Origin of the sequence: Mesorhizobium sp. RCC_202, assembly GCF_041355295.1 — a bacterium.
Lineage (GTDB): Bacteria > Pseudomonadota > Alphaproteobacteria > Rhizobiales > Rhizobiaceae > Mesorhizobium.
Genome location: NZ_JBFUPO010000004.1, coordinates 466,931 through 491,839, shown reverse-complemented (window position 1 = coordinate 491,839; position 24,909 = coordinate 466,931). Strand labels below are relative to the sequence as shown.

At 63.3% G+C, this 24,909-nt stretch carries 25 protein-coding genes and 1 tRNA gene; 11 read left to right on the top strand and 15 right to left on the bottom strand.

Translation table 11 applies throughout. From position 1 onward, the window contains the following. Positions 1-31 precede the first annotated feature (31 nt). From AB6802_RS12495 to AB6802_RS12485, 3 genes are all read right to left on the bottom strand, one after another. Complete coding sequence (locus AB6802_RS12495; RefSeq protein ID WP_371010396.1) at positions 32-1,951, bottom strand: hypothetical protein; 1,920 nt, start codon at positions 1,949-1,951, stop codon at positions 32-34. 374 nt (positions 1,952-2,325) lie between these two features. Beyond that, positions 2,326-2,401: transfer RNA gene (locus AB6802_RS12490), tRNA-Lys, on the bottom strand. 170 nt (positions 2,402-2,571) lie between these two features. Then, a complete protein-coding gene (locus AB6802_RS12485; RefSeq protein ID WP_371010395.1) occupies positions 2,572-3,477 on the bottom strand; it encodes a PhzF family phenazine biosynthesis protein in 906 nt (301 codons plus the stop codon). 132 nt (positions 3,478-3,609) lie between these two features. On the opposite strand from AB6802_RS12485, the gene AB6802_RS12480 reads away from it, so the two are divergent. Genes AB6802_RS12480 through AB6802_RS12470 form a run of 3 tightly spaced genes read left to right on the top strand, consistent with a single transcriptional unit; the run spans position 3,610 to position 6,818 of the window. Continuing rightward, positions 3,610-4,896: an efflux RND transporter periplasmic adaptor subunit gene (locus AB6802_RS12480; RefSeq protein WP_371010394.1), complete on the top strand. Its 1,287-nt coding sequence runs from the start codon at positions 3,610-3,612 to the stop codon at positions 4,894-4,896. Between the two features lie 3 nt (positions 4,897-4,899). After that, a complete protein-coding gene (locus AB6802_RS12475; protein WP_371010393.1) occupies positions 4,900-5,604 on the top strand; it encodes an ABC transporter ATP-binding protein in 705 nt (234 codons plus the stop codon). Continuing rightward, a complete protein-coding gene (locus AB6802_RS12470) occupies positions 5,601-6,818 on the top strand; it encodes an ABC transporter permease (RefSeq protein ID WP_371010392.1) in 1,218 nt (405 codons plus the stop codon). The genes AB6802_RS12475 and AB6802_RS12470 overlap by 4 nt, the downstream gene beginning before the upstream one ends. 21 nt (positions 6,819-6,839) lie before the next feature. Here the strand turns inward: AB6802_RS12470 and AB6802_RS12465 are convergent, their stop codons facing one another. After that, positions 6,840-7,769, bottom strand: a complete 930-nt coding sequence (locus tag AB6802_RS12465) for a DMT family transporter (protein WP_371010391.1) — start codon at positions 7,767-7,769, stop codon at positions 6,840-6,842. A gap of 230 nt (positions 7,770-7,999) precedes the next feature. Here AB6802_RS12465 and AB6802_RS12460 point away from each other — a divergent pair, with 230 nt between their 5' ends. After that, complete coding sequence (locus AB6802_RS12460) at positions 8,000-8,230, top strand: hypothetical protein (protein ID WP_371010390.1); 231 nt, start codon at positions 8,000-8,002, stop codon at positions 8,228-8,230. Between the two features lie 12 nt (positions 8,231-8,242). On the opposite strand, the gene AB6802_RS12455 is transcribed toward AB6802_RS12460, so the two are convergent. Further along, the gene (locus AB6802_RS12455; protein ID WP_371010389.1) at positions 8,243-8,719 is read right to left on the bottom strand and encodes an Lrp/AsnC family transcriptional regulator; all 477 of its coding nucleotides are present in this window, start codon (positions 8,717-8,719) and stop codon (positions 8,243-8,245) included. 146 nt (positions 8,720-8,865) lie between these two features. On the opposite strand from AB6802_RS12455, the gene AB6802_RS12450 reads away from it, so the two are divergent. After that, entirely contained in the window at positions 8,866-9,936 is a 1,071-nt protein-coding gene (locus AB6802_RS12450) for a 1-aminocyclopropane-1-carboxylate deaminase (RefSeq protein ID WP_371010388.1), read from the top strand. A gap of 4 nt (positions 9,937-9,940) precedes the next feature. Here AB6802_RS12450 and AB6802_RS12445 read toward each other — a convergent pair whose 3' ends face one another. Both AB6802_RS12445 and AB6802_RS12440 read right to left on the bottom strand, forming a co-directional pair. Continuing rightward, the gene (locus AB6802_RS12445) at positions 9,941-10,663 is read right to left on the bottom strand and encodes a hypothetical protein (protein ID WP_371010477.1); all 723 of its coding nucleotides are present in this window, start codon (positions 10,661-10,663) and stop codon (positions 9,941-9,943) included. 5 nt (positions 10,664-10,668) lie between these two features. After that, positions 10,669-11,781 carry an endonuclease/exonuclease/phosphatase family protein gene (locus AB6802_RS12440; protein ID WP_371010387.1) on the bottom strand — a complete coding sequence of 371 codons (1,113 nt, stop codon included), beginning with the start codon at positions 11,779-11,781 and terminating at the stop codon, positions 10,669-10,671. A 166-nt stretch (positions 11,782-11,947) separates the two neighbouring features. Between AB6802_RS12440 and AB6802_RS12435 the strand changes: the two genes are divergently transcribed. Both AB6802_RS12435 and AB6802_RS12430 read left to right on the top strand, forming a co-directional pair. After that, on the top strand, positions 11,948-12,535 hold the full coding sequence (locus AB6802_RS12435; RefSeq protein WP_371010386.1) for a BA14K family protein: 588 nt from the start codon (positions 11,948-11,950) through the stop codon (positions 12,533-12,535). Positions 12,536-12,701: 166 nt separating this feature from the next. Further along, positions 12,702-12,986: a PilZ domain-containing protein gene (locus tag AB6802_RS12430; protein ID WP_371010385.1), complete on the top strand. Its 285-nt coding sequence runs from the start codon at positions 12,702-12,704 to the stop codon at positions 12,984-12,986. 208 nt (positions 12,987-13,194) lie between these two features. Here the strand turns inward: AB6802_RS12430 and ilvC are convergent, their stop codons facing one another. Together ilvC and AB6802_RS12420 are read right to left on the bottom strand one after the other, a co-directional pair. Further along, entirely contained in the window at positions 13,195-14,214 is a 1,020-nt protein-coding gene (gene ilvC / locus AB6802_RS12425; RefSeq protein WP_140495398.1) for a ketol-acid reductoisomerase, read from the bottom strand. A gap of 25 nt (positions 14,215-14,239) precedes the next feature. Continuing rightward, positions 14,240-14,890, bottom strand: a complete 651-nt coding sequence (locus tag AB6802_RS12420; RefSeq protein WP_371010384.1) for a TetR/AcrR family transcriptional regulator — start codon at positions 14,888-14,890, stop codon at positions 14,240-14,242. A 130-nt stretch (positions 14,891-15,020) separates the two neighbouring features. On the opposite strand from AB6802_RS12420, the gene AB6802_RS12415 reads away from it, so the two are divergent. Beyond that, complete coding sequence (locus tag AB6802_RS12415; protein ID WP_371010476.1) at positions 15,021-15,452, top strand: DUF1772 domain-containing protein; 432 nt, start codon at positions 15,021-15,023, stop codon at positions 15,450-15,452. An 18-nt stretch (positions 15,453-15,470) separates the two neighbouring features. Here the strand turns inward: AB6802_RS12415 and AB6802_RS12410 are convergent, their stop codons facing one another. After that, positions 15,471-15,926 carry a MarR family winged helix-turn-helix transcriptional regulator gene (locus AB6802_RS12410; protein WP_371010383.1) on the bottom strand — a complete coding sequence of 152 codons (456 nt, stop codon included), beginning with the start codon at positions 15,924-15,926 and terminating at the stop codon, positions 15,471-15,473. Between the two features lie 95 nt (positions 15,927-16,021). On the opposite strand from AB6802_RS12410, the gene AB6802_RS12405 reads away from it, so the two are divergent. Both AB6802_RS12405 and AB6802_RS12400 read left to right on the top strand, forming a co-directional pair. Further along, positions 16,022-16,327 (top strand): Rieske (2Fe-2S) protein, encoded by a 306-nt coding sequence (locus AB6802_RS12405; protein WP_371010382.1) that lies wholly within the window; start codon positions 16,022-16,024, stop codon positions 16,325-16,327. A gap of 1 nt (position 16,328) precedes the next feature. Next, on the top strand, positions 16,329-17,048 hold the full coding sequence (locus AB6802_RS12400) for a glutathione S-transferase family protein (protein ID WP_371010381.1): 720 nt from the start codon (positions 16,329-16,331) through the stop codon (positions 17,046-17,048). On the opposite strand, the gene AB6802_RS12395 is transcribed toward AB6802_RS12400, so the two are convergent. Together AB6802_RS12395 and AB6802_RS12390 are read right to left on the bottom strand one after the other, a co-directional pair. Further along, the gene (locus AB6802_RS12395) at positions 17,002-18,231 is read right to left on the bottom strand and encodes an FAD-dependent oxidoreductase (protein WP_371010380.1); all 1,230 of its coding nucleotides are present in this window, start codon (positions 18,229-18,231) and stop codon (positions 17,002-17,004) included. The two genes, AB6802_RS12400 and AB6802_RS12395, sit on opposite strands and share 47 nt — an antisense overlap. Positions 18,232-18,315: 84 nt before the next feature. Next, the gene (locus AB6802_RS12390) at positions 18,316-18,729 is read right to left on the bottom strand and encodes a winged helix-turn-helix transcriptional regulator (protein WP_371010379.1); all 414 of its coding nucleotides are present in this window, start codon (positions 18,727-18,729) and stop codon (positions 18,316-18,318) included. A gap of 169 nt (positions 18,730-18,898) precedes the next feature. Here AB6802_RS12390 and AB6802_RS12385 point away from each other — a divergent pair, with 169 nt between their 5' ends. Next, positions 18,899-19,789, top strand: a complete 891-nt coding sequence (locus AB6802_RS12385) for an SDR family oxidoreductase (protein ID WP_371010378.1) — start codon at positions 18,899-18,901, stop codon at positions 19,787-19,789. A gap of 36 nt (positions 19,790-19,825) precedes the next feature. Here the strand turns inward: AB6802_RS12385 and AB6802_RS12380 are convergent, their stop codons facing one another. The 3 genes from AB6802_RS12380 to AB6802_RS12370 form a co-directional block, all read right to left on the bottom strand. Further along, on the bottom strand, positions 19,826-20,866 hold the full coding sequence (locus tag AB6802_RS12380; protein WP_371010377.1) for an SDR family oxidoreductase: 1,041 nt from the start codon (positions 20,864-20,866) through the stop codon (positions 19,826-19,828). Between the two features lie 41 nt (positions 20,867-20,907). Next, positions 20,908-22,827, bottom strand: coding sequence for a potassium transporter Kup (locus AB6802_RS12375; RefSeq protein ID WP_371010376.1), 1,920 nt, complete (start codon positions 22,825-22,827; stop codon positions 20,908-20,910). 148 nt (positions 22,828-22,975) lie between these two features. Next, the gene (locus AB6802_RS12370) at positions 22,976-24,892 is read right to left on the bottom strand and encodes a potassium transporter Kup (protein ID WP_371010375.1); all 1,917 of its coding nucleotides are present in this window, start codon (positions 24,890-24,892) and stop codon (positions 22,976-22,978) included. Positions 24,893-24,909: the final 17 nt, after the last annotated feature.

Below are 24,909 nucleotides of genomic sequence, written 5' to 3'. Positions count from 1 at the left end.
CGACGACTTGTACTGGGGCAACCCGCCGCCTTCACGGCAGCGAAATGGGTCGCAGGCGGTAAATCTGGCGCCAGTCGGAAAGGTCGGACTGCATGATCTCCGCGGCCTGGCCGAACAGGCCGCGCAGCACCACGATGTCGCATGCGCCCCGCGCCGCCAAGAGACGATCGCGCACACCCCGCAACGCGCGCGCGGTCGCCTCGGAGCGGTTGGCCGATGCGAGGTAGTCACCCTGCGCCCGAATGCCATAAAGTGCCGCGCCGAGAGCGGGCAGGCCTGCGGAGCACAAGGTAACGGCGGGCTTGATCCATCTTGTGAGAAAGTGTTCCACACCATCGTGATGAACAAAGCCGAAGAAGAAGAGAGCCTCCGCACACAGGAACACCACGCAAATGCCCAGAGTGATGCGGAACAAAACGATGCCGATCCGGTCGAGGCCATGGTGCAGCCTGTGCAGGCGCCGGCTGGTATCCTGGTTATAACGGATCTGGCCATCGAGCAGGTCGGACACGAAGCCATTGGCAAGGTCATCGAGATAGGCTTGGTCAGCTGTCGCGTCGGGGACGGAAACCTCACGCAAGCTGGCGCGTGCGTACCATTCCGTCCAGGCCGAGCTGAGGTCGCCATCGTCGTCGGGCGCGATTGGGGCGCCGCCGCCTGTGGGGGCCATGGCCTCGGCCACGCGCAGCAGTTCGGCCAGGCGACGCGTCTCCAGCCAGCGGCGGTGCCATTCCTTGTTCGTCCCCGCGCGCGTGATCCCCAGGATCATCAGGATGAAGCAAAGCTCGACCACGACGGCCTCGAGCTTGGCCGGCACGCTATGCCACCAGAAGACGTTGCCGAGGCTCGCTAGCACAGCCGCCGTCGACAACAGGAAAACCAGCATGAACGCCGACCGGTAGACATGGCCAAGACGGGTGGACACCGCATCGGCGGCCTCATGACGCTCGCTTAGCAACGTCTCGGGCGGCAAGACCGCGCCGGTCTTTGCTCCAGCGCGAGTTAGGTCGGGATAGCCAGGATGATGGTCGCTGCCGAACCAGGCGAAAAATTTCGTGAGCCGCCGGGAAAGACGCCACCATTGTAAAAACGATCCGTCCTGCGCGGATCCGTTGTCCACCGCCTCGCGAAAGAAGCGGTCCAGGCTCGAGCGGTTCTGGGGGGGCGCGGTCAGCCACTCGACAAGCAAGGTCAAATCCTCGCGCAACGGTGTGGGATCGCGACCGAACCTCAAATAGGATGGAGCGAGCGCTTCGGTCGCATGCACGTGCAGCACCGGAATGCCTCTCGTCAGGGCATCGTGGACGATTTCGGCCGAGCCCCCTGCCCCTTTGGCCGGGCCGCCGTCCCAGACGGCGAGCAGCAGATCGCAATTGTCGAGCGTGAGATGTCCCGTCGCCTGATAGGCGCGCGGCCGCAGATTGGGTTCTGTCGGCATCGCAAGGCAGAACACCGAGGCGGCCTTGTCGTACAATTCCCGGAAAGCAGATTTGGAATCCTCGGTTGCAAAGTCGGCCTCGTAGGCTTCCGGCGTGAAAGGCAGCACAGCCTCCAGCCTCCAGCCAGCGCCAAGCGCATCCTCGGCCGCGATACGATCGGCGCCTTCGGCCAACGCCGAAACCAGCGTGAGGCTAGGGTCGGCGCCGTCGAGAACATCCGGGTGCTTTTCCGCGGCCCGGCGCGCCGCAACCGTCAGGCGATTGAAGATCGACGCGATGTCGGCCGTGATGCGGTCGATGTCCTCGTCGGGAAGCCGGTCGCCCGGCCGATGCCCGGTGACGCCGACCCGGAGAGCGAAATGCGGTTTTGGCGGAACAGCGAAGGTTGGCATCGGGTTCAGACCGGTCGGCAGCGAGGACGGCTGGGCGTGGCGGGCGGGAAGTGGACCGGAATGAGATAAGAAGACTTCTCGCGCAACATTGTCCGCTCCTGCTGCAATGGCCTTGATCAACCGGCAGCGATGGATGATCGCCGCAAATGGGCGCCCGTTGCAAGGTCAAGGCGGCGCGCAAGATGCCGAATGTGCTCGATCGCTACTGTTTGCTGGCCGCAGCGCGCTCGAGTTCCCGCAGACTTGGCACGAATCCCGGACGGCCCATCTGCTGAAAGCCATGCAGTTGCTTGCGGCTGAACTTCCGGGGAAAGTTTGGCCTCGAGCCATTCCTGCGAAAAAAATCCCGCCGCGATTCGTTTCCGTCGACCGGCTGGAAGAGCCGCGCCGGCGTCAATTGCCTCGACAGGCTGAAAGACGCCCGAAACGGAGCGTAAGGCGCCTCAAAACGCGCCTCACCTTTCGTAGGTCTTCCACCAAGTTTTTGAAAAATTTGGTGGGTGCGCACAGGATTGAACTGTGGACCCGCTGATTAAGAGTCAGCTGCTCTACCAACTGAGCTACGCACCCACTCGGCCGGTAAAACCGGCGTCGGCGGGCATATAGCCGCCGATACCGGTCCTGTCCAGCCCTGCCGGAATCATTTCCCGACAAATCGCCCGAGCATGATCCCGAAAAATGGATTCCGGTTTTCAGGACAGACCATACTTCCCCAAAAACAGACCCAGTTGCCGCAGGCGTCATAGCAAAAGCCTGCCTTCCGCCACCTTGATGGCGTGGCCGCCGATACGCGCCGCTGCCAGCTTGCCACCGTCGACATTAAGCTCCAGCCGGATGCGCGAGGGCCGGCCCATTTCCAGCCCCTGCTCGATCCACAGCCGCGAGGTCCCGTCCGTGGGCGCGTCGAAATGCATGATGGCGCCGGCAAAGGCGGCCGCGGCCGAACCGGTCGCCGGATCCTCGTAGGAAGGCGTGCCGGGGACGATCATGCGCACATGGAAGGCGCTGTCGTGATGCACCGTCTCGCGGCAGTAGACATAAGGGCTGGCGAAGGCCCACTCGCTCTTGCGCGGCGCGAGTTCCGACCACGCCTGGTTGTCGAGCCTGACCTTGGCCGCCGCTTCGAGGCCGGCGACCGGGATGGTCACATAAGGCACCCCGGCCGACCAGAACGAGACGCGGTGATTCTCGAAGCCGATTTCGTGGGGTGCCAGGCCGAGTGCCGCGCCGATTGATTGCGCGTCGGCTGTGAGTTCCAGCGGCTCCGGCAGCTTTGCCAGATCGAATTCAGCGAAGGTCGCACCATCATGCTTGCTCACCGCGCAGCGCACCGGCCCGATATTCTCCTCCAGCACGAAGATACCCGCGCCACTTTCGCCAGCCAGTTCGGCCAGCGCGATCGCCGCGCCGACCGTCGGATGCCCTGCGAAAGGCATTTCATAGTCGGGCGTGAAGATGCGGATACGGTTGCGGTGCTTGGAGTTGTCGGCAGGCAGCACGAACACCGTCTCGGACAGGTTGAACTCGCGCGCGATCGCCTGCATGGCAACCGCATCGAGCCCCTCGTTGTCGAGCACCACGGCGAGCGGATTGCCAGCCAGCCGCTCCGTCGTAAACACATCATAAAGCAAGTAATTGCGCGCCATGGAGAAAACCTTTCGCCTCGCCTCGAATTTCTGCCTCAATCCCAACATGAGGGAAATTTAATTTGAAATTCGAACCTGAAGGCCTGATTTGTGCACGGACAGGGACACTAATTTTCAGCATAGGGGTCCGGCGTGGACCAGATTGTCAATCCGCCAAAGGCGGAATCGGAGACGTCCATAGAAACGGCCCTCGGCCTCGACCGCAAGGGTGTGAGCCGTAAACGCCGTCGCGGCTGGCTTTATGCGTTGCTGGCGACCGCGATCGTTGCCGCCGGCGTTGGCGCTTACCAATGGTATGCCGCGGCCCCGCCCAGGGTCGAATACACAACCGCGCCGGCAGCCGTCGCCGACCTTACCGTCGAAGTGTCGGCCACGGGAACGCTGCAGCCGCTGACCCAGGTCGATATTTCCAGCGAGTTGTCAGGCATCATCCGCTCTGTCGCGGTCAACGAAAACCAGCAGGTCAAGAAGGGCGACGTTTTGGCGACGCTCGATACCGCCAAGCTGGAAGTCCAGATCGAGCGTGCGCAAGCCTCGGCCAAGGCGGCCGCTGCTGCCGTCGAGACCGCCAAGGTGACGCTGCAGGAAAACGAGAACGCCGTCGTGCGCGCGAGCGCGCTCACCAAGCGCGGCATGGCGACGGATCAATCCTTGGAAGCCGCAACCGCGACGCGCGATCGAGCCAAGGCGGCGATCGACAGCGCCGAAGCCAATCTCGCCATCGCTCAGGCCGATCTCAAGGCGCAGCAGACCGATCTTGCCAAGAGCACCATCTACGCGCCGATCGACGGCATCGTGCTGACGCGCTCGGTCGATCCTGGACAGACGGTCGCCTCCTCGCTCCAGGCGCCGGTGCTGTTCATCATCGCCGCCGACTTGCGCAACATGGAACTGCAGGCCGCCGTCGACGAGGCCGATATCGGAGCGGTGAAACGTGGACAGCATGCCCGCTTCACCGTCGACGCCTTCCCCGACCGTCCTTTCGACGCCGAGATCCGCGACATCTCCTATGCCTCGGTCACCACCGATGGCGTCGTCACCTACAATGCGCGCCTCGAGGTCGATAACAACGAGCTTCTGCTCAGGCCCGGCATGACGGCGACGGTCTCGGTCGTCACCAAGCAGGCCAAGGGTGTGCTCACGGTGCCTTCGACCGCCTTCCGCTACCGCCCGGCGCAACAGGCCGAGCGCGGCTGGAGTCTGAGCGACCTGTTCACCGGCCGCATGGGCCGCCCCAACCGGCAGCGCCAGGCGACCAAAGTGCCGACCGACGGCTCGCGCACGCTCTATGTGCTGGAAAACGGACGCCCGCGCGCCGTCAACGTCAAGATCGGCTCGACCGATGGCGAGCTGACCGAGATCACATCCGGTCTCGACGAAGGCGCGCAAATCATCACCGGCGCGCAGCAGCGGAGCTGACCGATGCCGGCTCCCTTGCTGATCACCTTCGACAAGGTCTGGAAGAGCTATGGCCAGGGCGAGGCGCGCGTGCATGCGCTGGCCGGCGTCGATCTCGCCATCCGCCGTGGCGAGTTCGTCGCCATCATGGGTCCTTCCGGCTCTGGCAAATCGACGGCCATGAACATCATCGGCTGCCTCGACACCCCGACGGCCGGAACCTATTCTTTCATGGGCGTCGATGCTGGCCGGCTCGACCGCAACCGTCGCGCTCAGTTGCGCAACCTCTATGTCGGCTTCGTCTTCCAGGGTTACAATCTGTTGCCGCGCACGACGGCGGCGGAAAATGTCGAGCTGCCGCTGATCTATCGCGGCGCCCCTGCCCGCGAGCGCCGGGAGCTCGCCATGCAGGCGCTGGCTGAGGTCGGCCTTGTTGGGCGCGAGCATCATACGCCGGCGGAGCTCTCGGGTGGCCAGCAGCAGCGCGTGGCGATCGCACGCGCGATCGTCACCCGGCCGACGCTGCTTGTCGCCGACGAGCCGACCGGCAATCTCGACACCGCGCGCACGCACGAGATCATGGAGTTGCTGACCAGGCTCAACGCCGACCTTGGCCTGACCATCGCCATGGTCACGCACGAGGCCGATGTCGCCGCCTATGCCGGCCGCACCATCCGCTTCCTCGACGGCCATGTCGCCTCCGACACCTTGAATGCGGAGGCCGCATGATCTGGGAAACCGTTCGGCTCTCGCTGCGCTCGATCCGCCGCAACGTGCTGCGCTCGTTCCTGACGCTGCTCGGCATCGTCATCGGGGTCGCCGCCGTCATTGCCATGCTCACCATCGGCTCCGGCACCACGCAAAAGGTCAAGGCCGACATCTCCAAGCTGGGCAGCAATTTGCTCGTCGTCCGCGCCGGCCGTCCCGCGGGTCCGGGCGGCCCAGGAGGGCTGGACCAGGCCGTGCGGCCGCTGGCCGAGAAGGATGTGACGGCGTTGGTCGCGCATCTGAGCGGCGCGCGCGCCATTTCACCTGCCTCGCAAAAACAGGTGCGCGTCATCTTCGGCACCGAGAGCCTGACCTCCGGCGTCACCGGCACCGACAGTGCCTATCTCGACGCGCGCGACTGGAAGCTGGTGTCGGGCCGCCCGTTCAGCGATTCCGAAACCCGCTCGGGCACCGGCGTCTGCCTGATCGGCGAGACGGTGCGCCAGCAATTCTTCGGCGCCGGCGACCCCGAAGGCGAGATCATCCGCGTCAACCGCACCTCCTGCAAGATCATCGGCCTGTTGGAGCCTAAGGGCTATACCGGCTTCGGCCAGGACCAGGACAATGTCGTGTTGATGCCTTTGCACGCCTATCAGCGGCGCATTGCCGGCAACCGCGACGTCGACAACATCTATATCGCCGCCGACGACCGCACGCCGACCAGCGAATTGCAGCCGCGCGTCGAGGACATTTTGCGCGACACGCGCCGCGTCACCCCGGACCGCGATCCCGATTTCGCCATCCGCGACATGACCCAGATCGCCGACGCCATGGCCAGCGCCACCACCACCATGACCGGCATGCTGGGCGCCGTCGCCGGCGTCAGCCTGCTGGTCGGCGGCATCGGCATCATGAACATCATGCTGGTCTCGGTCACCGAGCGCACGCGCGAGATCGGCATCAGGCTGGCGATCGGCGCGCATGAAAAGCACATCCTCATCCAGTTCCTGGTCGAAGCGACGGTGCTGTCGCTGCTCGGCGGCATCATCGGCATCCTGATCGGTTTGGCGTTGGCTGGACTAGCCTCGGCGACGCTGACGATACCGTTCGCGCCAAGCCCGGCGGTCATTCTGCTCGCCGTCGGCTTCTCGGCGTTGATCGGCATGGTGTTCGGCTTTTTCCCGGCCCTGCGCGGCGCCAGGCTCGACCCGATCGACGCGTTGCGGCACGAATAGGCCGCCGGAGGAAGATCGCCGTCAGGATTCCCGCGCCGGCGCGATCCTTCGCGTCGACCCCAAAAGAAACGGCCAGCCGAGGTTCACGGCAAGCCCCGCCAGCAGGATAAGGACCAGGCCTGCGCCTTGCATGGTGGTTATCGAACGGCCGAAGACGAAGAAGTCGGACAGCAATGCGGCAACCGGGTTCAGGAAAGATCCGGCCGCGATGACCGTGATCGGGAGCTTGGGGTAAGATGAATAGAGCAGGATGTAGACGATTCCGGTGTGGATGACGCCAAGGCCGACAAGCCACCCCCACATGCCATTGCCGCCGGTTTGAAGCGCGGCCAGATCGACGAACGGCGCAAAAACGACGACGCCGATCAGGCAATGGATGGCGCTGAGAACGCTGGGCTTCACCGATTTGACGGCTCGGGTGGTCAAGGTGGTGGCGGCATAAAACAGCGACGCGACAAGCGCCAGGCCGACGCCGACGAGCCAGTCGTGATCGGCCCTCATGACGCCGAGTTTTGGCAGGATGGTGAGGACGAGGCCGAGGAACGCGACGCAGATCCAGCCCAATTTATCCCGCGACAGCCCTTCCTTGAGCAACAAAGCCCCAGCCAGCGTGATCCAGAACGGTTGCAGGTGATAGATGATCGTCGCGAAGCCGATCGATGTCAATTTGAAGGCCTGGAACAAGGCCACCCAGTTCAAGACGAGGCAGATGCCGCTGACGATCACCAGCGGCCATAGCGCCTTGTCCGCGATGAAGAGGCTCTTCCAGCCCTCTCGCAAAGCGCTCCACCCGACAAGAGCTATCGCGCCGAAGACACAGCGAAAAAGGATGACGTTGAGCGTCGGCTGGCCGGACTCGATGGAAAATAGACCCGCTGTACCAGATATCGCCATGCCGGCAGAAAGCATGATCGCCGCTCGGCCGAGCCCCGATTTAGATTCCACTGTCATTGCATTCCACTTTCGCGAAGCTTGATCCGGGGCCACTTCTCTCGCTCACATCAAGTTCGGGACTGCTCAATCAGGAAGAGCCACTTACGGAATGCTGCTCGACCAGCGGCAGATGAAAATTTGAGCGCGCTCCACAAGGCGGCATTGTGAGCGGCCGGCCGACGGTGCTAGCGCATGGTGCGATGGCGATCCTTGCATGGTGTCCGCGGGATCAAAGCGAGGGCGAACCGATGAGCTACAAAGCACGCGTATTGATGATAGTCGTGCTCATCGAGGCCGGGCTTGCCGACATCTGGTGGTATCTCGCCCGTTACGGCATGGCCAATCCCGGCCGCGTGACCACCGAATTCCAGGCTGTCGTCGGCCAGACGATGGGAATGGCGATGGGTGGCTTTCTCGGCCTCAGCGTAATCCTGTTCTTCGTTGCGGCCCGCAACGACAGGAAAAAGCGGCAAGGCTGATGCTGCGCGGCCTCAGAACGGAAGCCGCGCGTTCTCCTTGACCTCTTTCATGACGAAGAACGTCCTGGTTTGCCGGACGCCCGGCAGCGCGATCAGCTTTTGCCCGTGCAGCTTGTTGAAATCGGCCATGTCGCGAACGCGTATCTTCAACAGATAGTCGAAATCGCCGGCCACAAGATTGCAATCCAGGACCTCCTTGAGCTCGAGCACGGCCGCCTCGAAGGCGCCGAAGCTTTCGGGCGTCGAGCGGTCGAGCACGACGCCGACCATCACCAGTGCGCCAAGTCCGACCGCAACCGGCGCGATCTCCGCCCTCACCCCAGTGATGTAGCCGTCCTCGAACAGGCGTTGCGTGCGCCGATGGCAGGTGGCTGCGCTGACATTCACGCGCGCCGCCAGCTCGGCGTTCGTCAGCCGCCCCTCGGCCTGAAGGGCGCGCAGAATCCTGACGTCTATACGGTCGAGCGCTTGCGCGGAAGATTCTTCCATTTTTCTCACAAATCTGATTGATCCCAGCCTATCTAAGAGCATCTTTCCACAAATGGTAGAACTCTGGAAGGCGAGATCGAGAGCACCTCTCGCCCAAGGCCGTCTATCCTCCGCCCATCGAAAACAACCGTTGCGGAGACAGATCGATGTCGCTCCTTGAGAAATTTGAACGTTACAAGCTGACCTTCGGCCCGACGCCGATCGAACATCTGCCGAGGCTGAGCGCGGCGCTGGGCGGGAAAGTGCAGGTCTACGCCAAGCGTGACGATTGCAACTCCGGCCTCGCCATGGGCGGCAACAAGCTGCGCAAGCTCGAATACATCGTGCCGGACGCGCTTCGCGCCGGCGCCGACACGCTGGTGTCGATCGGCGGCGTGCAATCGAACCACACGCGCATGGTTGCCGCCACCGCCGCCAAGATCGGCATGAAATGCGTGGTGATCCAGGAGAAATGGGTGCCGCACTATGATGCGGTGTACGACCGGGTCGGAAACATCCTGCTGACACGGCTGATGGGCGCGGACAGCCGGCTGGTCGACGACGGCTTCGACATCGGCATCCGCAAAAGCTGGCAGGATGCGATCCAGTCGGTGAAGGACGCCGGCGGCAAGCCCTATCCGATTCCCGCCGGCGCCTCGGTGCACAAGCTCGGCGGCCTCGGCTATGTCGGCTTCGCCGAGGAGGTGGCAAAACAGGAAGCCGAACTCGGCTTTGCCTTCGACTACATCATCGTGTGCGTCGTGACCGGGTCGACGCTGGCGGGCATGATCGTCGGCTTCGCCGCGCAGGATCGCGCCGACCGCGTGATCGGCATCGACGCCTCCGGCACACCGGACCAGACCCGCGCGCAGGTCCGCCGGATCGTCGACGACACCGCCGCCCTGGTCGAACTAGGCCGAACCGTGGGCGATGACGAGATCGTCATCAATCCCGACTACGCCTACCCGGCCTATGGCGTTCCCTCCGCAGAAACGAACGACGCGATCCGTCTGGCGGCCCGTACCGAGGCGATGATCACCGACCCGGTTTATGAGGGAAAATCGATGCAGGGCCTGATCGATCTGATCAGGAAAGGCTTCTTCCCCGAAGGCTCAAAGGTGCTCTACGCGCATCTCGGCGGCGCCCCGGCCATCAACGGCTACAGCTATTACTACAAGGACGACGGCGCTCTCGGCAAAAGCACTTCGGACACCGCGTTGCCACCGCTCTTCCCGTGAGGGCTTAGGAAGCTTCGCTATCCGCGAAGTGCCACTCGATCAGCGGCTTCATATGCGCTGCCAACCCAACCGGCAGGTCGGCCGCATGACGGATGATCACCGGTCCTTCGATCTCCGGATCGGCCTCGGCCGCGACAAAAGCCCTGATGCGTCGCGCAATCTCGTCGGCCGGTTCATCGACATGGTAGCGGCGGAAGAGAACCGTGCCGGTCGCGGTCGACAGCGCGTGGTGGCGCCTGCCGCGCGTGGCTGTCGTCAGGTCGAGGCCGGTCTCCTCGCGAACCTCGCGGATCATGTTGAAATCGACGTCGACGAGGCCATCGCGAAAATCGATCGGCTCGAACGAACCGGCGGCGAAGTAGACGCTGCCGGCCAGGACCGTGTGCGGCCCCATGCGGATCGCCACCAGCGCATTGTCGCCGGCGACCAGCATGGCGTGGCCGTAGGCATGTTCGGCGCCGCTCGCTTCACGGTTCTTCCGCCACAGCATGAAGGTCGAGTATTTCACCGCATGACAGCGCCCGACGAGACGATTGTCGCGCCATGCGAGCGCCGACAACAGCACCACCGTGCCATCGAACAGCGCCGGTTTCTCTTCGATCTCCTGCCGCCAGTTCTCGGCGATCGCCGCCTGGTTGTCGCGCTCGAACGGGTGCTGCTCGGCGACGAGCCGCACGTCGATCTCGTCGACCGGCAGGATGACATTGCGCGGCAGATCGAAACTCACAGGGGTCACGCCATGTTCAAGGCGATTGCCACCGGGCAATGGTCGGAGGCCTTCGGCCTGTCCCAGCCGGCGCGCGGAAAGCGCTCGACCTCCTGTCCGGGCGGAAAGATAGTGCGCCAGGGCTGGCCGTTGCGGATTATGTCGGGAACCGCCGTTGCGTTCTTCGCCGCCAGCGCCTTCGACAACAGGATATAGTCGAGCTGGCAGAGATGCCGCTCCTGCGGACCGCGCGTGTGATAAAAACTCCAGCGGTCCATTTCCGGCCGCCGTTCGACGACGTTCTCGCAGAAGCCGCCAGCGGTCAAAACATCGATCGACGACAGCGCCTCGTCGACGACTTCGAAGCGGTAGCCGTCGACGGAGTCGCCGGCTACCTTCACGCGCTGCCGATAGTCGTTCATGTCGCCGCAGATTGCCCAGCGCTTGTCGGCCGCATGGTCCTTGCCGAAACGCTCTTCGATGATGCGCCGCACGGCTTGTGCCTCGGCAATGCGCAGCGGCATCGTCGCCTCGCGGCCGTCGAGCCCGTTGCGCGGCGGGCCCATCGACTTGAAGTGGACGAGATAGAGCGTCAGCGGCGCGCCGCCGATGCTGAGATCGACCTCCAGACAGTCGCGCCGGAAAATGCGCTCGTTCGCTTGGTGCCCGAGGGCGGCAAGCTCCGGCGTGAACAGGCCGAACTGCTCGAACGTGACATAGGCATAGCTGGTCATGCGTACGAACTCGATCGGTTGGCCCTGCGCGGTCTCGTTGCGCATCATCAAGGCGACATCGATGCCGCGTGAGTCATTGCCGGCGGTGGTGTATTTCTGCCGATAGCCCTGCCCGACCATCTTGAACAGATAGCCATATTCGAAGGCTTTCAGCGCCTCGATATTGTCGACTTCCTGCATGCAGATGATGTCGGCGCGGGTGGCCGCGATCGCCAACGCCGTCAGCTGGCGCGTATCATCGGATTGGGCAATTGTGCGCGCCTGTTCGAGGATGCGGTATTCGGCCTCGCTCTGGATGTCGAAGAGAGCCAGCGTGCGGTCCTCGTTGAGTTGGTTGCGATAGCCCGAGAAATCGAACCTGTTCATCAGGTTCTCGACGTTGAACGTGGCGAGGCGCAGCGACATGGCCCTGACCTTTGCCCGCAAGCCGGCATGAAAACAAGAGCCAGGCCCGATGCGCGTCATGGTTGATGGAACCTTTCCGTTCATCCTCCGTTCAGACGAGAAGTTCCAACAATAGGCCCATTCCCGGGGTGTGCTGGGCGTGGGGCCTTACTCCTTGGAGAGTGAAATGAAACCGCTCTTTTCTTCGTTCAGGTCCGGGCTTTTGGCCCTGGGCCTTGTCGCGGGCGTGACGGCGCCATCGGTCGCCGGGCCCATCCTGCAACCCGATCTTGGCGTCGCGACGAAGACCGCCGCGCCGAACATCATACCGGTGCGTGACAGCTGGGCTGGCGGCAACGGAGGCATGCAGAACTGGCGCTGGCGGCATGGCGGCGACTTCAGGCGCGGCGGCGATTTCAGATGGCGCGGCGACCGCCACTTCTCCCGCAACTGGGACGGCGGCAACTGGGACGGCGGCGGCGACTGGCGCTGGCGGCACCATCACCGCAGGCACTTCCGCGACGGCGACGCCGCGATCCTTGGGCTGGGCCTCGGCCTCGGCCTGGGCAGCCTTGCCTATGACAACTACTATGATCCCTATCAATATGATTACTATCCGCGCTATGTTCAGCCGCGGCGCGTCTATCGCACGGAACGGCTTTCCAGCGCCCATGTGCAGTGGTGCTACGACCGTTACCGGTCGTACCGCGCCCGGGACAACAGCTTCCAGCCCAATTACGGGCCCCGCAAGCAATGCTGGTCGCCCTATAGCTGAGATGGCCACGAGCAAACGTTTAGAGACGGCGCCCCCACGGGGCGCCGTTTTATTTTGCCAAGGCCACAACTGGTGATAACCGTAAATTTATCAGCCGGGTCTATGCACAAGGCTGGTGCCCCACCCGACGATTCGCCGCGACGCAGTTCGCGAGGACGTGCCCGCCATGGCCGAAGAACAAAACAGATCCCAACACAGGCAGCGTGTGCTCAAGGGCGCTACCATCCTGACCGGCATCACCAATTCAGAGGTGACATGCACGGTGCGCAACATGCATTCCAAGGGCGCCGAGTTGAAGGTTTCGATCGAGGCGCGCGTGCCGGATGAATTCCTGCTCTATGTGCCGGTCGACGGGATCGCCTACAAAGCGGTGGTGCGCTGGCGCCGCGAGGATCGCATCGGCGTCGAGTTCATCGGCACCGAGCCCAAGCCGCATTGGCATTACGGCTGAAACCCCCAGCATGGCTGACAAAGAAAAACCGGCGGATTGCTCCACCGGCTCCGATGTTGTTGCGACCGGAAACAGATGACAATTCGCCCTGCCGAGTCAGCTGATGCGGGTTTCGAGAACCGGAGCGGAGCGGACTTGAAGTCCGTGAGCACCGGAAGCGCAGAAACCTGCGGCAGATGGCCGGCAGGGTAGAATTGGCGCTGGCTTCCTAGTTCTTGGCCTTGTCGACCAGCTTGTTCTTGGAAATCCAAGGCATCATCGCGCGGAGTTTAGCACCAACCTCTTCGATCTGGTGGCTGTCATTGTTGCGGCGGATGCCCTTGAAGCGCGACAGACCGGCGCGGTATTCCTGCATCCATTCCGAGGTGAATTTGCCGGTCTGGATGTCCTTCAGCACGCGCTTCATTTCGGCCTTGGTCTCGGCGGTGATGATGCGCGGACCCGAGACATACTCGCCCCATTCGGCGGTGTTCGAGATCGAGTAGTTCATGTTGGCGATGCCGCCTTCATAGATCAGGTCGACGATCAGCTTCACTTCGTGCAGGCACTCGAAATACGCCATTTCCGGCGCGTAGCCGGCTTCAACCAGCGTCTCGAAACCGGCGCGGATCAGCTCGACCAGGCCGCCGCACAGCACCACCTGCTCGCCGAACAGGTCGGTTTCGCATTCCTCGCGGAAATTGGTCTCGATGATGCCCGAACGGCCGCCGCCGACGCCGCAGGCGTAGGACAGCGCGAGATCGAGCGCATTGCCCGAGGCGTCCTGGTTGACGGCGACCAGGCACGGCACGCCGCCGCCCTTCTGGTATTCGCCGCGCACCGTGTGGCCGGGGCCCTTCGGCGCGATCATGACGACGTCGACGGTCGACTTCGGCTCGATCAAGCCGAAATGCACGTTGAGGCCGTGCGCGAAGGCGATCGCCGCACCGTCACGGATGTTCGGCGCGATCTCGTTCTTATAGATGTCGGCCTGCAGCTCGTCAGGCGTCGCCATCATCATCAGGTCGGCCCATTTGGCGGCGTCGGCCACGCTCATCACCTTGAGACCGTCGGCCTCGACCTTCTTGGCGGTCGCCGAGCCGGCCTTGAGGCCGATGGCGATTTCCTTGGCGCCGGAATCCTTCAGGTTGAGCGCATGCGCCCTGCCCTGGCTGCCGTAGCCGATGATGGCGACCTTCTTGCCCTTGATCAGGTTGAGATCGGCATCACGATCGTAATAGACGCGCATTTTACTTCCTTCCCGTTTTCTAAGATCAGAGGCCTTGCGGCCCGGTTTTTGCTCCGAAAAGAGCGAGAAACTGCCGCGTCGCGCGGACGGCATCGCCGCCGATCGTCGCCTCAGTCAATTCCAGCCGGTCGCCGAGCAAGAGACGGATCTGCACGTCCCGGCCGACCAGCCCGAAAAAGGTCCGGAACGCCGTCTCGGCGTCCTCGAAGTCGAGCAACCCGGCCTGCCGGCCCGCTTCAAGCACCGGCTTGAGGCGCCTGGCAAGCGCGAAGCGCCCATTCTGAAGCACGACCGCGCCGAGATCGTCCTTACCGGAGCCGGCATGGCCAACGGCCACACGATTCAACGCGATTGAAGTGTCGCTGGAGATAACCTTCAGCCAATCCGAAGCGAAACGCTCCAGGCTCGCGGTCAGCGAAAGGAGATCCAGCCTGTCGCGATCGACCGCCGCGACACGCACCTTGGACGCCTGCCACTGCACCGTTGCGGTCAGCAGCCCGTCGCGGTCGCCGAACCATTTGTAGAGCGTTTCCTTCGAGCAGCTGGCGCGCCGCGCCACCGCGGTCATGGTCAGGTTGTCGCCTTCCTCGACCAGCAAACGGAGCGCCGCATCGAGAACGGCCTGCTGCCGCTCCGTCAGCGCTTCGCTTGTGTCTATGTCGGTCGGCTGCAACAAGCTCTGTTCCACGCAGTGATTGTTTTAGAAGAGTACCGTACGTTACGGTTCGGCCTCTATGCCGTATTGTCGAAGGCCAGGCAAGCGCTATTTTGCAGTGTCGTGGCTTCGCTGCTGGAGAGACAGGATGCTGGCAGGCTTGCTTGCGCTGATTGTTACCGCCACCTTCACGGGCGCTGCCATTTATGTCAGCGTCGCTGAACAACCGGCCCGCCTCGGCCTCGACGACAAAGCGCTGTTGCGCGAATGGCAACCTTCTTACAAGCGCGGCGCGATCATGCAGGCATCGATCGCCGTTGTTGCCTGCGTTCTTGGTCTGGTTGCGTGGTGGCAGATTGGTCAGCCGGCTTATCTGATCGGCGCGGTGACCATCATCCTGCCCTGGCCATGGACGCTGCTGGTGATGATGCCGACGAACCGGCTTTTGGAGGCCATGGACATTGAAGCTTCCAATCCGCAAGCACGATCGTTGATCGTCAAATGGGGTGGAATGCACCTCGTCCGCGCCACGCTTGGCGCGCTCGCTACGATCGCCTTTCTCTGGGCTGTGCGACTTTCCTAAGACACGTCGGCGGCGATTTCATTCCCGGGCCGGCGGATGCCGCAGCCGCCCCAGCAGTCCTGCCAGCGTCTCCAGCTCTTCGGCCGAAAGCTTCTCGCCCATCAGCCCGGCGATGGAAGCGCCGTAGACGCCCCAGATGCGCCGCCGCATATCACGCCCGGCCGGTGTGATGCGCACGATCTGGCCGCGGCCGTCATCGGAGACCGGCAGCTTCTCAACCAGCCCGTCCGCCTCGAGCCGCGCAAGCAGCCGGGAGACCCCGTATTGCGCAAGCAGAACGCGACCGGTCAACTCGAAGGGACGCAAGCCCGCCTCGCCGGCTTCGGCGAGCTCATGCAGCACATCGTACCAGGCAAGCGGCGGCAGGCCGGCTTGCTTGAGGGCGTCTTCGGCCTTTTCGACAAGCTGGCGCGAGACGCGCATCAGACGGGCCCAGGCGGTGACGGCCTGGCTGGAAGGCGATGTCTTGGTCATCGCGAGAGGTTAAAGGATAGATGCAATTGCAACAAGCTTGACGATCGATGCAAATGCATCCATATAGATGCAATTGCATCGACAGGGAGCTTCCGATGAAACATGAAATCTGCAAGGTCGCCGACATCCCGCCGAGCGGCAGCTTGATTGCGCCGTTCTTCGGCCGTGAGGTGCATGTCTGGCGCAGTGGTGAGCGCATCCGTGCCGCGGCCAATGTCTGCCTGCATTTCGGCGGCCCGCTCGACTGCCGGGATGGCGCCTTCGTCTGTGCATGGCATGGCGCGAAATTCGACATGGAAAGCGGCGAGCGCCTCGAAGGTCCGGCGCCGAAAGCTTCGCGCCTGATGTTCCTCTCGACCCGCGTCGAGGACGGCGCTCTCAACTATGTCTGGGGAGAGTGAGATGAGCGCAAGGCTTACCCTCATAAGCCATCATTTGTGCCCCTATGTGCAGCGCGCCGCGATTGCGCTTGCCGAGAAAGGCGTGCCGTTCGAACGGATTTATGTCGACCTTGCCGACAAGCCGGCTTGGTTCAAGGCCATCTCGCCGCTCGGCAAGGTGCCGCTGCTCCTGATTCGAAACGGTGATGACGAAGAAACCATCTTCGAATCCGCCGTCATCCTGGAATTCCTCGAGGAGACCGAGGCCAATCCTTTGCATCCGACAGATCCGTTGATGCGGGCCAGGCACCGCGCCTGGATCGAATTCGGCTCGGCCATCCTGAACGCCATCGGCCGTCTCTATTCCGCTACCGACGAAGCCGCGTTCGCCAAGGAAAGCAACGGCTTGTCCGAGATGTTTGAACGCGTGGAGGCGATTTTGGCGACCAGATCGAGCCGACCCTGGTTCGCCGGCGATCGCTTCTCGCTGGTCGACGCCGTCTACGGACCGGTCTTCCGCTACTTCGACATTTTCGATCGCATCGGCGATTTCGGCATTCTGGATGGCAAACCGCTCGTCCAGGCCTGGCGTGCGGCCTTGAGCGAACGCCAATCGGTGAAAGACGCTGTGGGCGCCGACTATCCACGGCGGCTGCATGCCTTTCTGCGGGCGAAGGGATCTTATCTGTCGAACATCATCCGGCAGCAGGCCACTGCAGCTCCGCAAGCCCGATCCGCCTGAATGGGTCGACCACTGTCCCGGCGACCATGGCGGCGAGGAATTGCGGTCCCGGCGGGACCTTCGCCAAAGCCGTCACCAGCCGGTCGCGGATGAAGGGAAGCATGGTCGAGTCCGACTGGTAAAACGGCGTCAGCGACAGAGACAGCGTCTGGAATAACCGCACATGCCACCGGCGCGCCTTGGCGTAAGCATCGAGCGCACCGTCGACGCCATTTGCATGCGCCAGCGCATGGCTGAGCGCCGCGGCGTCGAGCAGTGCCATGTTTGCGCCCTGACCGAGCTGTGGACTGGTGGAATGCGCGGCGTCGCCGATCACAGCCAGCCTTCGGCCGGCCGGCAGCGTCATCGTGTGGTGGCCGTAGCTGGCAAGCGACAACTGCTCGAAACTCTCGATCTGGCTGGTGAAAACCTCGCAATCGGGCCACACCGAAACCACCCTCGCCTTCCATGCGTCGAGGCCCGTCGCCCGTACCTGATCGGCATCGTCCGGCTTCAGGCTCCAGAAGAAGGCCGCCATGGGCTCGGCGTCGGGCTGCGGCCGGCCGATCGGCAGCACGCCGACCATGACGCTCGCCTTATCGTAACGCTGCAGCAGCGCGCTTTGGTCGAAGCCGTCGCGCCAGGCCAGCGATGCCCAGAAAGCGCCATAGGCAAGTGGACGCGGCATGGCTGGGTCGCCCAGGCACTGGCGCAGCTTCGAACGCGCGCCGCTGGCGTCTACGACCAGGTCGAACGGCCCCAGTCGCTTGCCATTGCCGCAGACCAGCGACGCCCGCTCGCCCGTCTCCAGCGCCTCGATCTCGACATTGGTTTCGATGGCGATCGCTTCGCGCAAGGCGGCGCGGTAGAGCACGCCGAACAGCGCTGCCCGGTGTACGGCGAGACCGAAGCGGCGACCGCGCCCGGCATCGTAGCGAACCTCGAGCACGGTGCGCCCGCTCCTCGCGTCCGTGCCATGCAGCCGCTCGATGCGGCTCCCCAGCGCCAGAATGTCATCGAGCAAGCCGAGATCGGCGAGCACGGTCAAGCCCGTCGGCTGCAGGATGAGCCCGGAGCCGACCGGCTTCGGCTCGTCGAAACGCTCGAAGACAGTGACCTTGTGGCCTGCCCGCTTTAGATAGAGCGCCGCGGCCAATCCGGCCGGACCGGCGCCGGCAATCGCGATGTCGAAAGATCTGCTCATTGCCCGCCCAAGCCAAGCCGGCGCGACAATCTCCCAACGGTATCGTCAAATCAAGTTGGCGCTTTGACGCTCGTTGTCGACAGATCAGGCCTGCGTGGCGTCGAACGCGGCGCGCGCGGCGCTAACGGCGTCATGGTTGAGCTCGGCCCATTGCACGAGCTGGTAGAGCGGATCGAACATCGATCGCCCGAGATCGGTCAGACTGTATTCGACGCTTGGCGGCTTGGTCGGGAACACTTCGCGATGCACATAGCCGTCGCGCTGCAGCTCAAGCAGCGTCTGGGTGAGCATGCGCTGCGAGATATCGGGAACCAGACGCCGCAATTCCCCGAAACGGTAGGGCTTTTCCGCAAGCGCCATGACCAGCAACGGGCTCCATTTGCCGTTGATGCCCCGGATCACGTCCCGGACCGGGCAATCGGAAAAATTGGCGCCGTCGGCCATAGCCGCCTTATAGATCTCGAGCTTCGATTTCAGATTGAGGATCTTGCTGTCCATCGCGATGTCCGCTGGTCGGATACAGGCGGCCAGGGTGGTTCCCTGACTGTGCCTACCTCCCGAAAAACTGCCTTCTTTACGGCCTGGGGTCAATTCCTATTTTAGTGCTGGTCTCTTTTTGAGACCAATAACCGCACCCGCCCATCGGCGCAAATATTCAGGACCCTCCATGACCGAAACATTCCTCGTCACCGGCGCTTCCGGCCATCTCGGCCGCGCCGTCATCAAGCATCTGCTGGGTGAGCAGAAAGTCGCGCCGGCCAATATCATCGTCACCACGCGCAACCCGGAAAATCTCGGCGATCTGGCGGCGCTCGGCGTCACCGTCAGAGCGGCCGATTTCGACGACCAGGCATCGCTAGCCAAGGCCTTCACGGGCGCCGACCGGGTACTGATCATTTCCACCAACGAGCTGGCGATTCAGGGCAAGCGGCGCGAGCAGCAGCTCGCCGCGGTCGCCGCAGCCAGCAAGGCAGGCGTCGGCCATCTGCTCTACACCTCGATGCCCGATCCGGAACCGGGTTCGCCGGTGGTTTTCGCGCCAGACCATTACGACACCGAGCAGGCGATCAAGGCGAGCGGTATCCCTTACACGATCTTCCGCAACGGCTGGTACGACGAGAACCTGTTCAATGGATTGCCGCAGGCGCTGGCGTCGGGGCACTGGTACACCTCGGCCGGCGACGGCGTCATTTCCTACGGCGCGCGCGACGACTATGCGGCTGCTATCGCCGCCGGGCTCGCCTCGGATACGCGCGAAAGCACGACCTACACACTGACTGGTCCGAAGGCCTACACGACGGCCGAGGTGGCGGCGCTTGTCACCGAAGTCACCGGCAAGCCGATCCAGCTTGTCCAGCTTTCCGATGACGCCTTGGCCCAAGGATTGAAGGCAGCCGGTTTGCCGGAATTCCTGGCCAAGGCTCTGGTGTCCTTCGACGCCGTCACACGAGCCGGCGGTCTCGGCATGGTGACGGATTCGGTCGAAAAGCTCTCCGGCCGCAAATCGGTGTCGCTGAAGCAGTTCGTAGAAGCGAACAAGGCTGCGTTGCTCGGTTAAATCATTGCGCCCCGGCGATCTGCGATCCGGGGCGCGTCACTTCGATTTTTTGAGCAATCCAAGCCGGATTAGGCTTTCGCCCGTCGCCACGAGCGCCTCCTCCCGCGACCTCGGCGTCCAGCCGAGCAGGCGCGTGGCCTTGGCGCTCGTCGCGTTCCTGGCCTTGCCCAGTTCAGTCACGATCTGAGCCGCCTGCCCGTCGAACAGTCCAACGATCCGGACCAGCCAGTCCGGCAGCACTCTGGTCGTGACGCGCGACGCTGCATTGCCCAGCCTCGCTTTCAGCGTCTCGGCGATCTCGAGCATCGACATGAAATCGCCGCTGATGGCCAGGAACCGCTCGCCCTTGGCGGCGGGATTGGTCATGGCGCGCAGATGCAGGTCCGCGACATCGCGCACATCGACGACACCAAACACCATGCGTGGCAAGCCCGGCATTTCACCGTCTAGCAGCCGCCTTATGAAATCCGTCGACGTCGAGTGATCCGGCCCCAGGACGGGCCCGAAAATCCCGACCGGATTGACAACCGCGAGTTCCAGCGCGCCACCCTCTTTGGCCATGAAATCCCAGGCTGCCCGCTCGGCCAGCGTCTTCGATTTCACATAAGCGCTGACCTTCTGCGTCAGGTTGGTCCAGTTCTCCTCGGTGAAGGGTCGGCCGGCGATCGGAACCTGCCCATAGCCGACCGCGGCAAAGGACGAGGTGAGCACGACGCGTTTCACGCCGGCGCCGCGTGCAAACCGCAAGACGCGCAAGGCACCCTCCCGGGCCGGAACGATCAGGTCGTCCTCGTGTTTCGGAACGCCAGGCGGAAATGGTGAAGCCACGTGCAGGATGTAGTCGCAGCCCGCAACTGCCGCCGGCCAGCCGGCTTCCGACGTCAGATCGGTGACGGCAAAGGACAGTGCATCTCCGGGCTCGGCGCCACCGGCCTTGAGCATGGCCAGGACATCGGCCTGGCGGCCTTTCGACCTTACGGTCGTGCGCACGCGGTAACCCGCTTTCAAAAGTTCGATGATGCAGTGGGCGCCAACGAAGCCGGAACCCCCGGTGACAAGCACCAATTCGCCGCTCATGCCCGTCTCCGCCACGGTTCAGCGCAAGGGGCGAGCTTCCGTCAGATCGCGACCTGCGTACCGATCTCTACCACACGTCCGGTCGGGATCTGGAAATATTCCGTCGCATCCGACGCCGTCTTCGCCAGGCCGATGAACAGCCGATCCTGCCAGATCGGCATGCCGGAATTCGGCGAGGCTTTCAGCGAGCGCCGTGACAGGAAGAAGGACGTCGTCATGATGTCGAACTTCCAGCCCTGCTTGCGGCAGATGGCCAAAGCGCGCGGGATGTTGGGCTGCTCCATATAGCCGAAGGTCAGCGTCACGCGCATGAACAGCTCGTTGACAGCCTCGAGCTTCACCCGCTCGCTGTCGGGCACTACCGGCTGCGGCGCCGTCACCACCGACAGGATGACGTTCTTTTCGTGCAGCACCTTGTAGTGCTTGAGGCTGTGCATGAGCGCGGTGGGCGCGCTCAGCGGATCGCTGGTCAGGAACACGGCGGTGCCCGAAACCAGCTGCGGCTTTTTCTTGAGCAGGTTCCCTGCCAGGAAGTCGAGCGGGATCTCGTTGCGGCGGGTCTTGTCGAACAGGTAGCGGCTGCCGCGCACCCAGGTCCACATGCCGAGGATGATGGCGAAAGCCACCGCCAGCGAGGCCCAGCCGCCTTCGAACACCTTGACGATGTTGGAGGCAAAGAAGCCGATGTCGATGAACGCAAACACCGCCGTCAGGGCGGCGGCCGGCCAGATGTTCCATTTCCAGATGCGCGTCATGACGATGAACAAAAGCGTCGTCGTCACCAGCATGTTGCCGGTCACCGAGATGCCATAGGCGGAAGCTAGCTTGCTGGACTCGCCGAAGCCGACCACCAGCAGCATCACCACCACCGCCAGCAGCATGTTGACGCGCGGCATGTAGATCTGGCCGGACTGTCTCTCCGACGTATGCAGGATTTCCAGCCGCGGCAGCATGTTGAGCTGCACGGCCTGCCGGGTCAGCGAAAAGGCGCCGGAGATCACCGCCTGGCTGGCAATGACCGTCGCCGCCGCCGCCAGCACCACCATCGGGATCAGCGCCCAGCCCTCATTCATCTCGAAGAACGGATGACCGACTGTGCCCCCCTTGGCCAGCACATAGGCGCCCTGCCCGGCATAGTTCAAAAGCAGGCAGGGAAACACGATCGCCAGCCACGCCAGCACGATCGGCTTGCGGCCGAAATGGCCAAGGTCGGCGTACAAAGCCTCGGCGCCGGTAACGGCCAGGAAGACGGCGCCGACGGTAACGAAAGACACGTCGGGCGAATTGATGAAGAAGGCCACGATGTAATGCGGGCTGATCGCCCACAGGATTTCCGGATCCGAGACGATGTGCTTCAGTCCGGAAAGGCCGATGGCGAGAAACCAGATGGCGGTGACCGGACCGAACACCAGGCCGACGCCGCCGGTGCCAAAGCGCTGCACGGCGAACACGACGGCCAGAATGAGCAGCGTCAGCGGCACGACATAGGGCTGGAAGGCAGGCGTGACGACATTCATGCCTTCGACCGCCGACAGCACTGAAATAGCCGGCGTGATCACGGCGTCGCCGAAGAATAGCGATGCCCCGACAATGCCGATGCCAAGTACGATTGCCGAGCGCGCCGCGAAAGTGCCGCGCGCCAGCGCCATCAGCGACAGCACGCCGCCTTCGCCGCGGTTGTCGGCGCGCAGCACGAACATGATGTATTTGATCGTGACGGTGATAGTCAGCGACCAAATGATCAGCGACAGCACGCCGAGAATGTCGGCGCGGTTGGCGACATCGCCCCCGGAGGACGCATGCAGCGCCTCGCGGAACGCATAGATCGGGCTGGTGCCGATATCGCCATAGACCACGCCAAGCGCGCCCAGCATCAGCACCTTGGTGCTATGCTGTTCGATCTCTGGATGGCTGGATTGGTCGACGGGTTCCGCCTCCGCACCACCACTGGCAAGAGCCATGTAGGACACTCCGATAAACGCGCGGTGCTCTACGCTTGCTGCAGTGCAATATCAAGTGCCCCGGCGTTAGGGCTCCCATGTCGCCGACGCAGGGCTTGTTCATATACGGAACGGACGAAGGGCTTCATCCCAGGGCGGATCGAAGCCGTCAGATCGCGACCTGCGTACCGATCTCGACCACGCGCCCTGTCGGGATCTGGAAATACTCGGTCGCATCCGCCGCCGTGCGCGCCAGCCCGATGAACAGCCGGTCCTGCCAGACCGGCATGCCGGAATTCGGCGAGGCCTTGAGCGAGCGCCGTGACAGGAAGAAGGAGGTCGTCATGATGTCGAACTTCCAGCCCTGCTTGCGGCAGATGGCCAGCGCGCGCGGGATGTTGGGCTGTTCCATGTAGCCGAAGGTCAGTGTGACACGCATGAACAGCTCGTTGACGGTTTCCATCTTGACCCGCTCGCTGTCGGGCACCACCGGCTGCTGCGCCGTCACCACCGACAGGATGACGTTCTTTTCGTGCAGCACCTTGTAGTGCTTCAGGCTGTGCATCAGCGCCGTCGGCGCGCTCAGTGGATCGCTGGTCAGGAACACGGCGGTGCCGGAGACCAATTGCGGCTTCTTCTTCAACAGGTTCGCCGCCAGGAAATCGAGCGGGATCTCGTTGCGGCGGGTCTTGTCGAACAGGTAGCGGGTGCCGCGGATCCAGGTCCACATGATCAACCCCATGAGCGATGCGACAGTGATCGACACCCAGCCGCCTTCGACGATCTTGACAACGTTGGCCGAGAAGAAGCCAAGATCGATGACGCCGAACGGTATCACCAGCGCCAGTGCGAGCCCCACCTGCCACTTCCAGCGCCAGCGCATGACGACGAACAGGAGGATCGTCGTCATCAGCATCTCGCCGGTGACCGAAATGCCATAGGCGGAGGCCAGCGCACTCGAGCTGCCGAAGCCGACGACCAAAAGCATCACGCCGAGCGCGACCAGCAGATTGACCCGTGGCATGTAGATCTGCCCGCTCTGCATCTCTGACGTATGCTGCACCTCGATACGCGGCAGGAGGTTGAGCTGCACGGCCTGCCTGGTCAGCGAGAAGGCGCCGGAAATCACCGCCTGGCTGGCGATGACCGTCGCCGCCGTCGCCAAGACCACCATCGGCATCAGCGCCCATTCCGGCAGCATCTGGAAGAACGGGTTGGTCGGCTTGCCGCCATGCGAAAGCACGAACGCGCCCTGGCCGAAATAATTGAGCAGCAGGCAAGGGAAGACGATTGCGAACCAGGCCATCACGATCGGCTTGCGGCCGAAATGGCCGAGGTCGACATAAAGCGCCTCGGCGCCGGTCACCGCCAGGAAGACAGCGCCGACGGTGACGAAGGCGCCTGTCGGGGTGGTCGCCAGATAGTGGACCGCATAGTAAGGGTTGATCGCCAGCAGCACCGACCAATCGTCCACGATATGGTAGAGGCCGGCAGCGCCGATTGCCAAAAACCATGTCGCGGTGACCGGCCCGAACACGGTTGCCACCTTGGCGGTGCCAAAGCGCTGCACCGCGAAAAGCACTGCCAGGATAACAAGCGTAATCGGAACGACATAGGCGTCGAGCGCCGGCGTGACGACCTCCAGGCCTTCCACCGCCGAAAGCACGGAGATAGCGGGCGTGATGATCGAATCGCCGAAGAACAACGCGGCACCGCAAAGGCCGATCACCAGGATGAGCTTCGATCCTGGCGGATAGGCGCTGCGGGCAAGCGCCATGAGCGATAGCGTGCCGCCCTCGCCCTTATTGTCGGCTCTCAGCACGAAGGCGACATATTTGACGGTGACGATGATCGTCAGCGCCCAAACGATCAGCGACAAAACGCCAAGCACGTCGTTGCGCGCAACCACGCTGCCGGAAGCATGCAGTGCCTCGCGAAACGCATAGATCGGGCTGGTGCCGATGTCGCCATAGACGACGCCGAGCGCACCAAGCATCAGAAGCTTGGTGCTTTGATGCTGCCCGGTTCCGGCATGGCTCGATTGCTGCAGGGCTTCCGTATCGCTGCTGGCGTTGGCTAGCACCATGGACCCCATTCTACCCG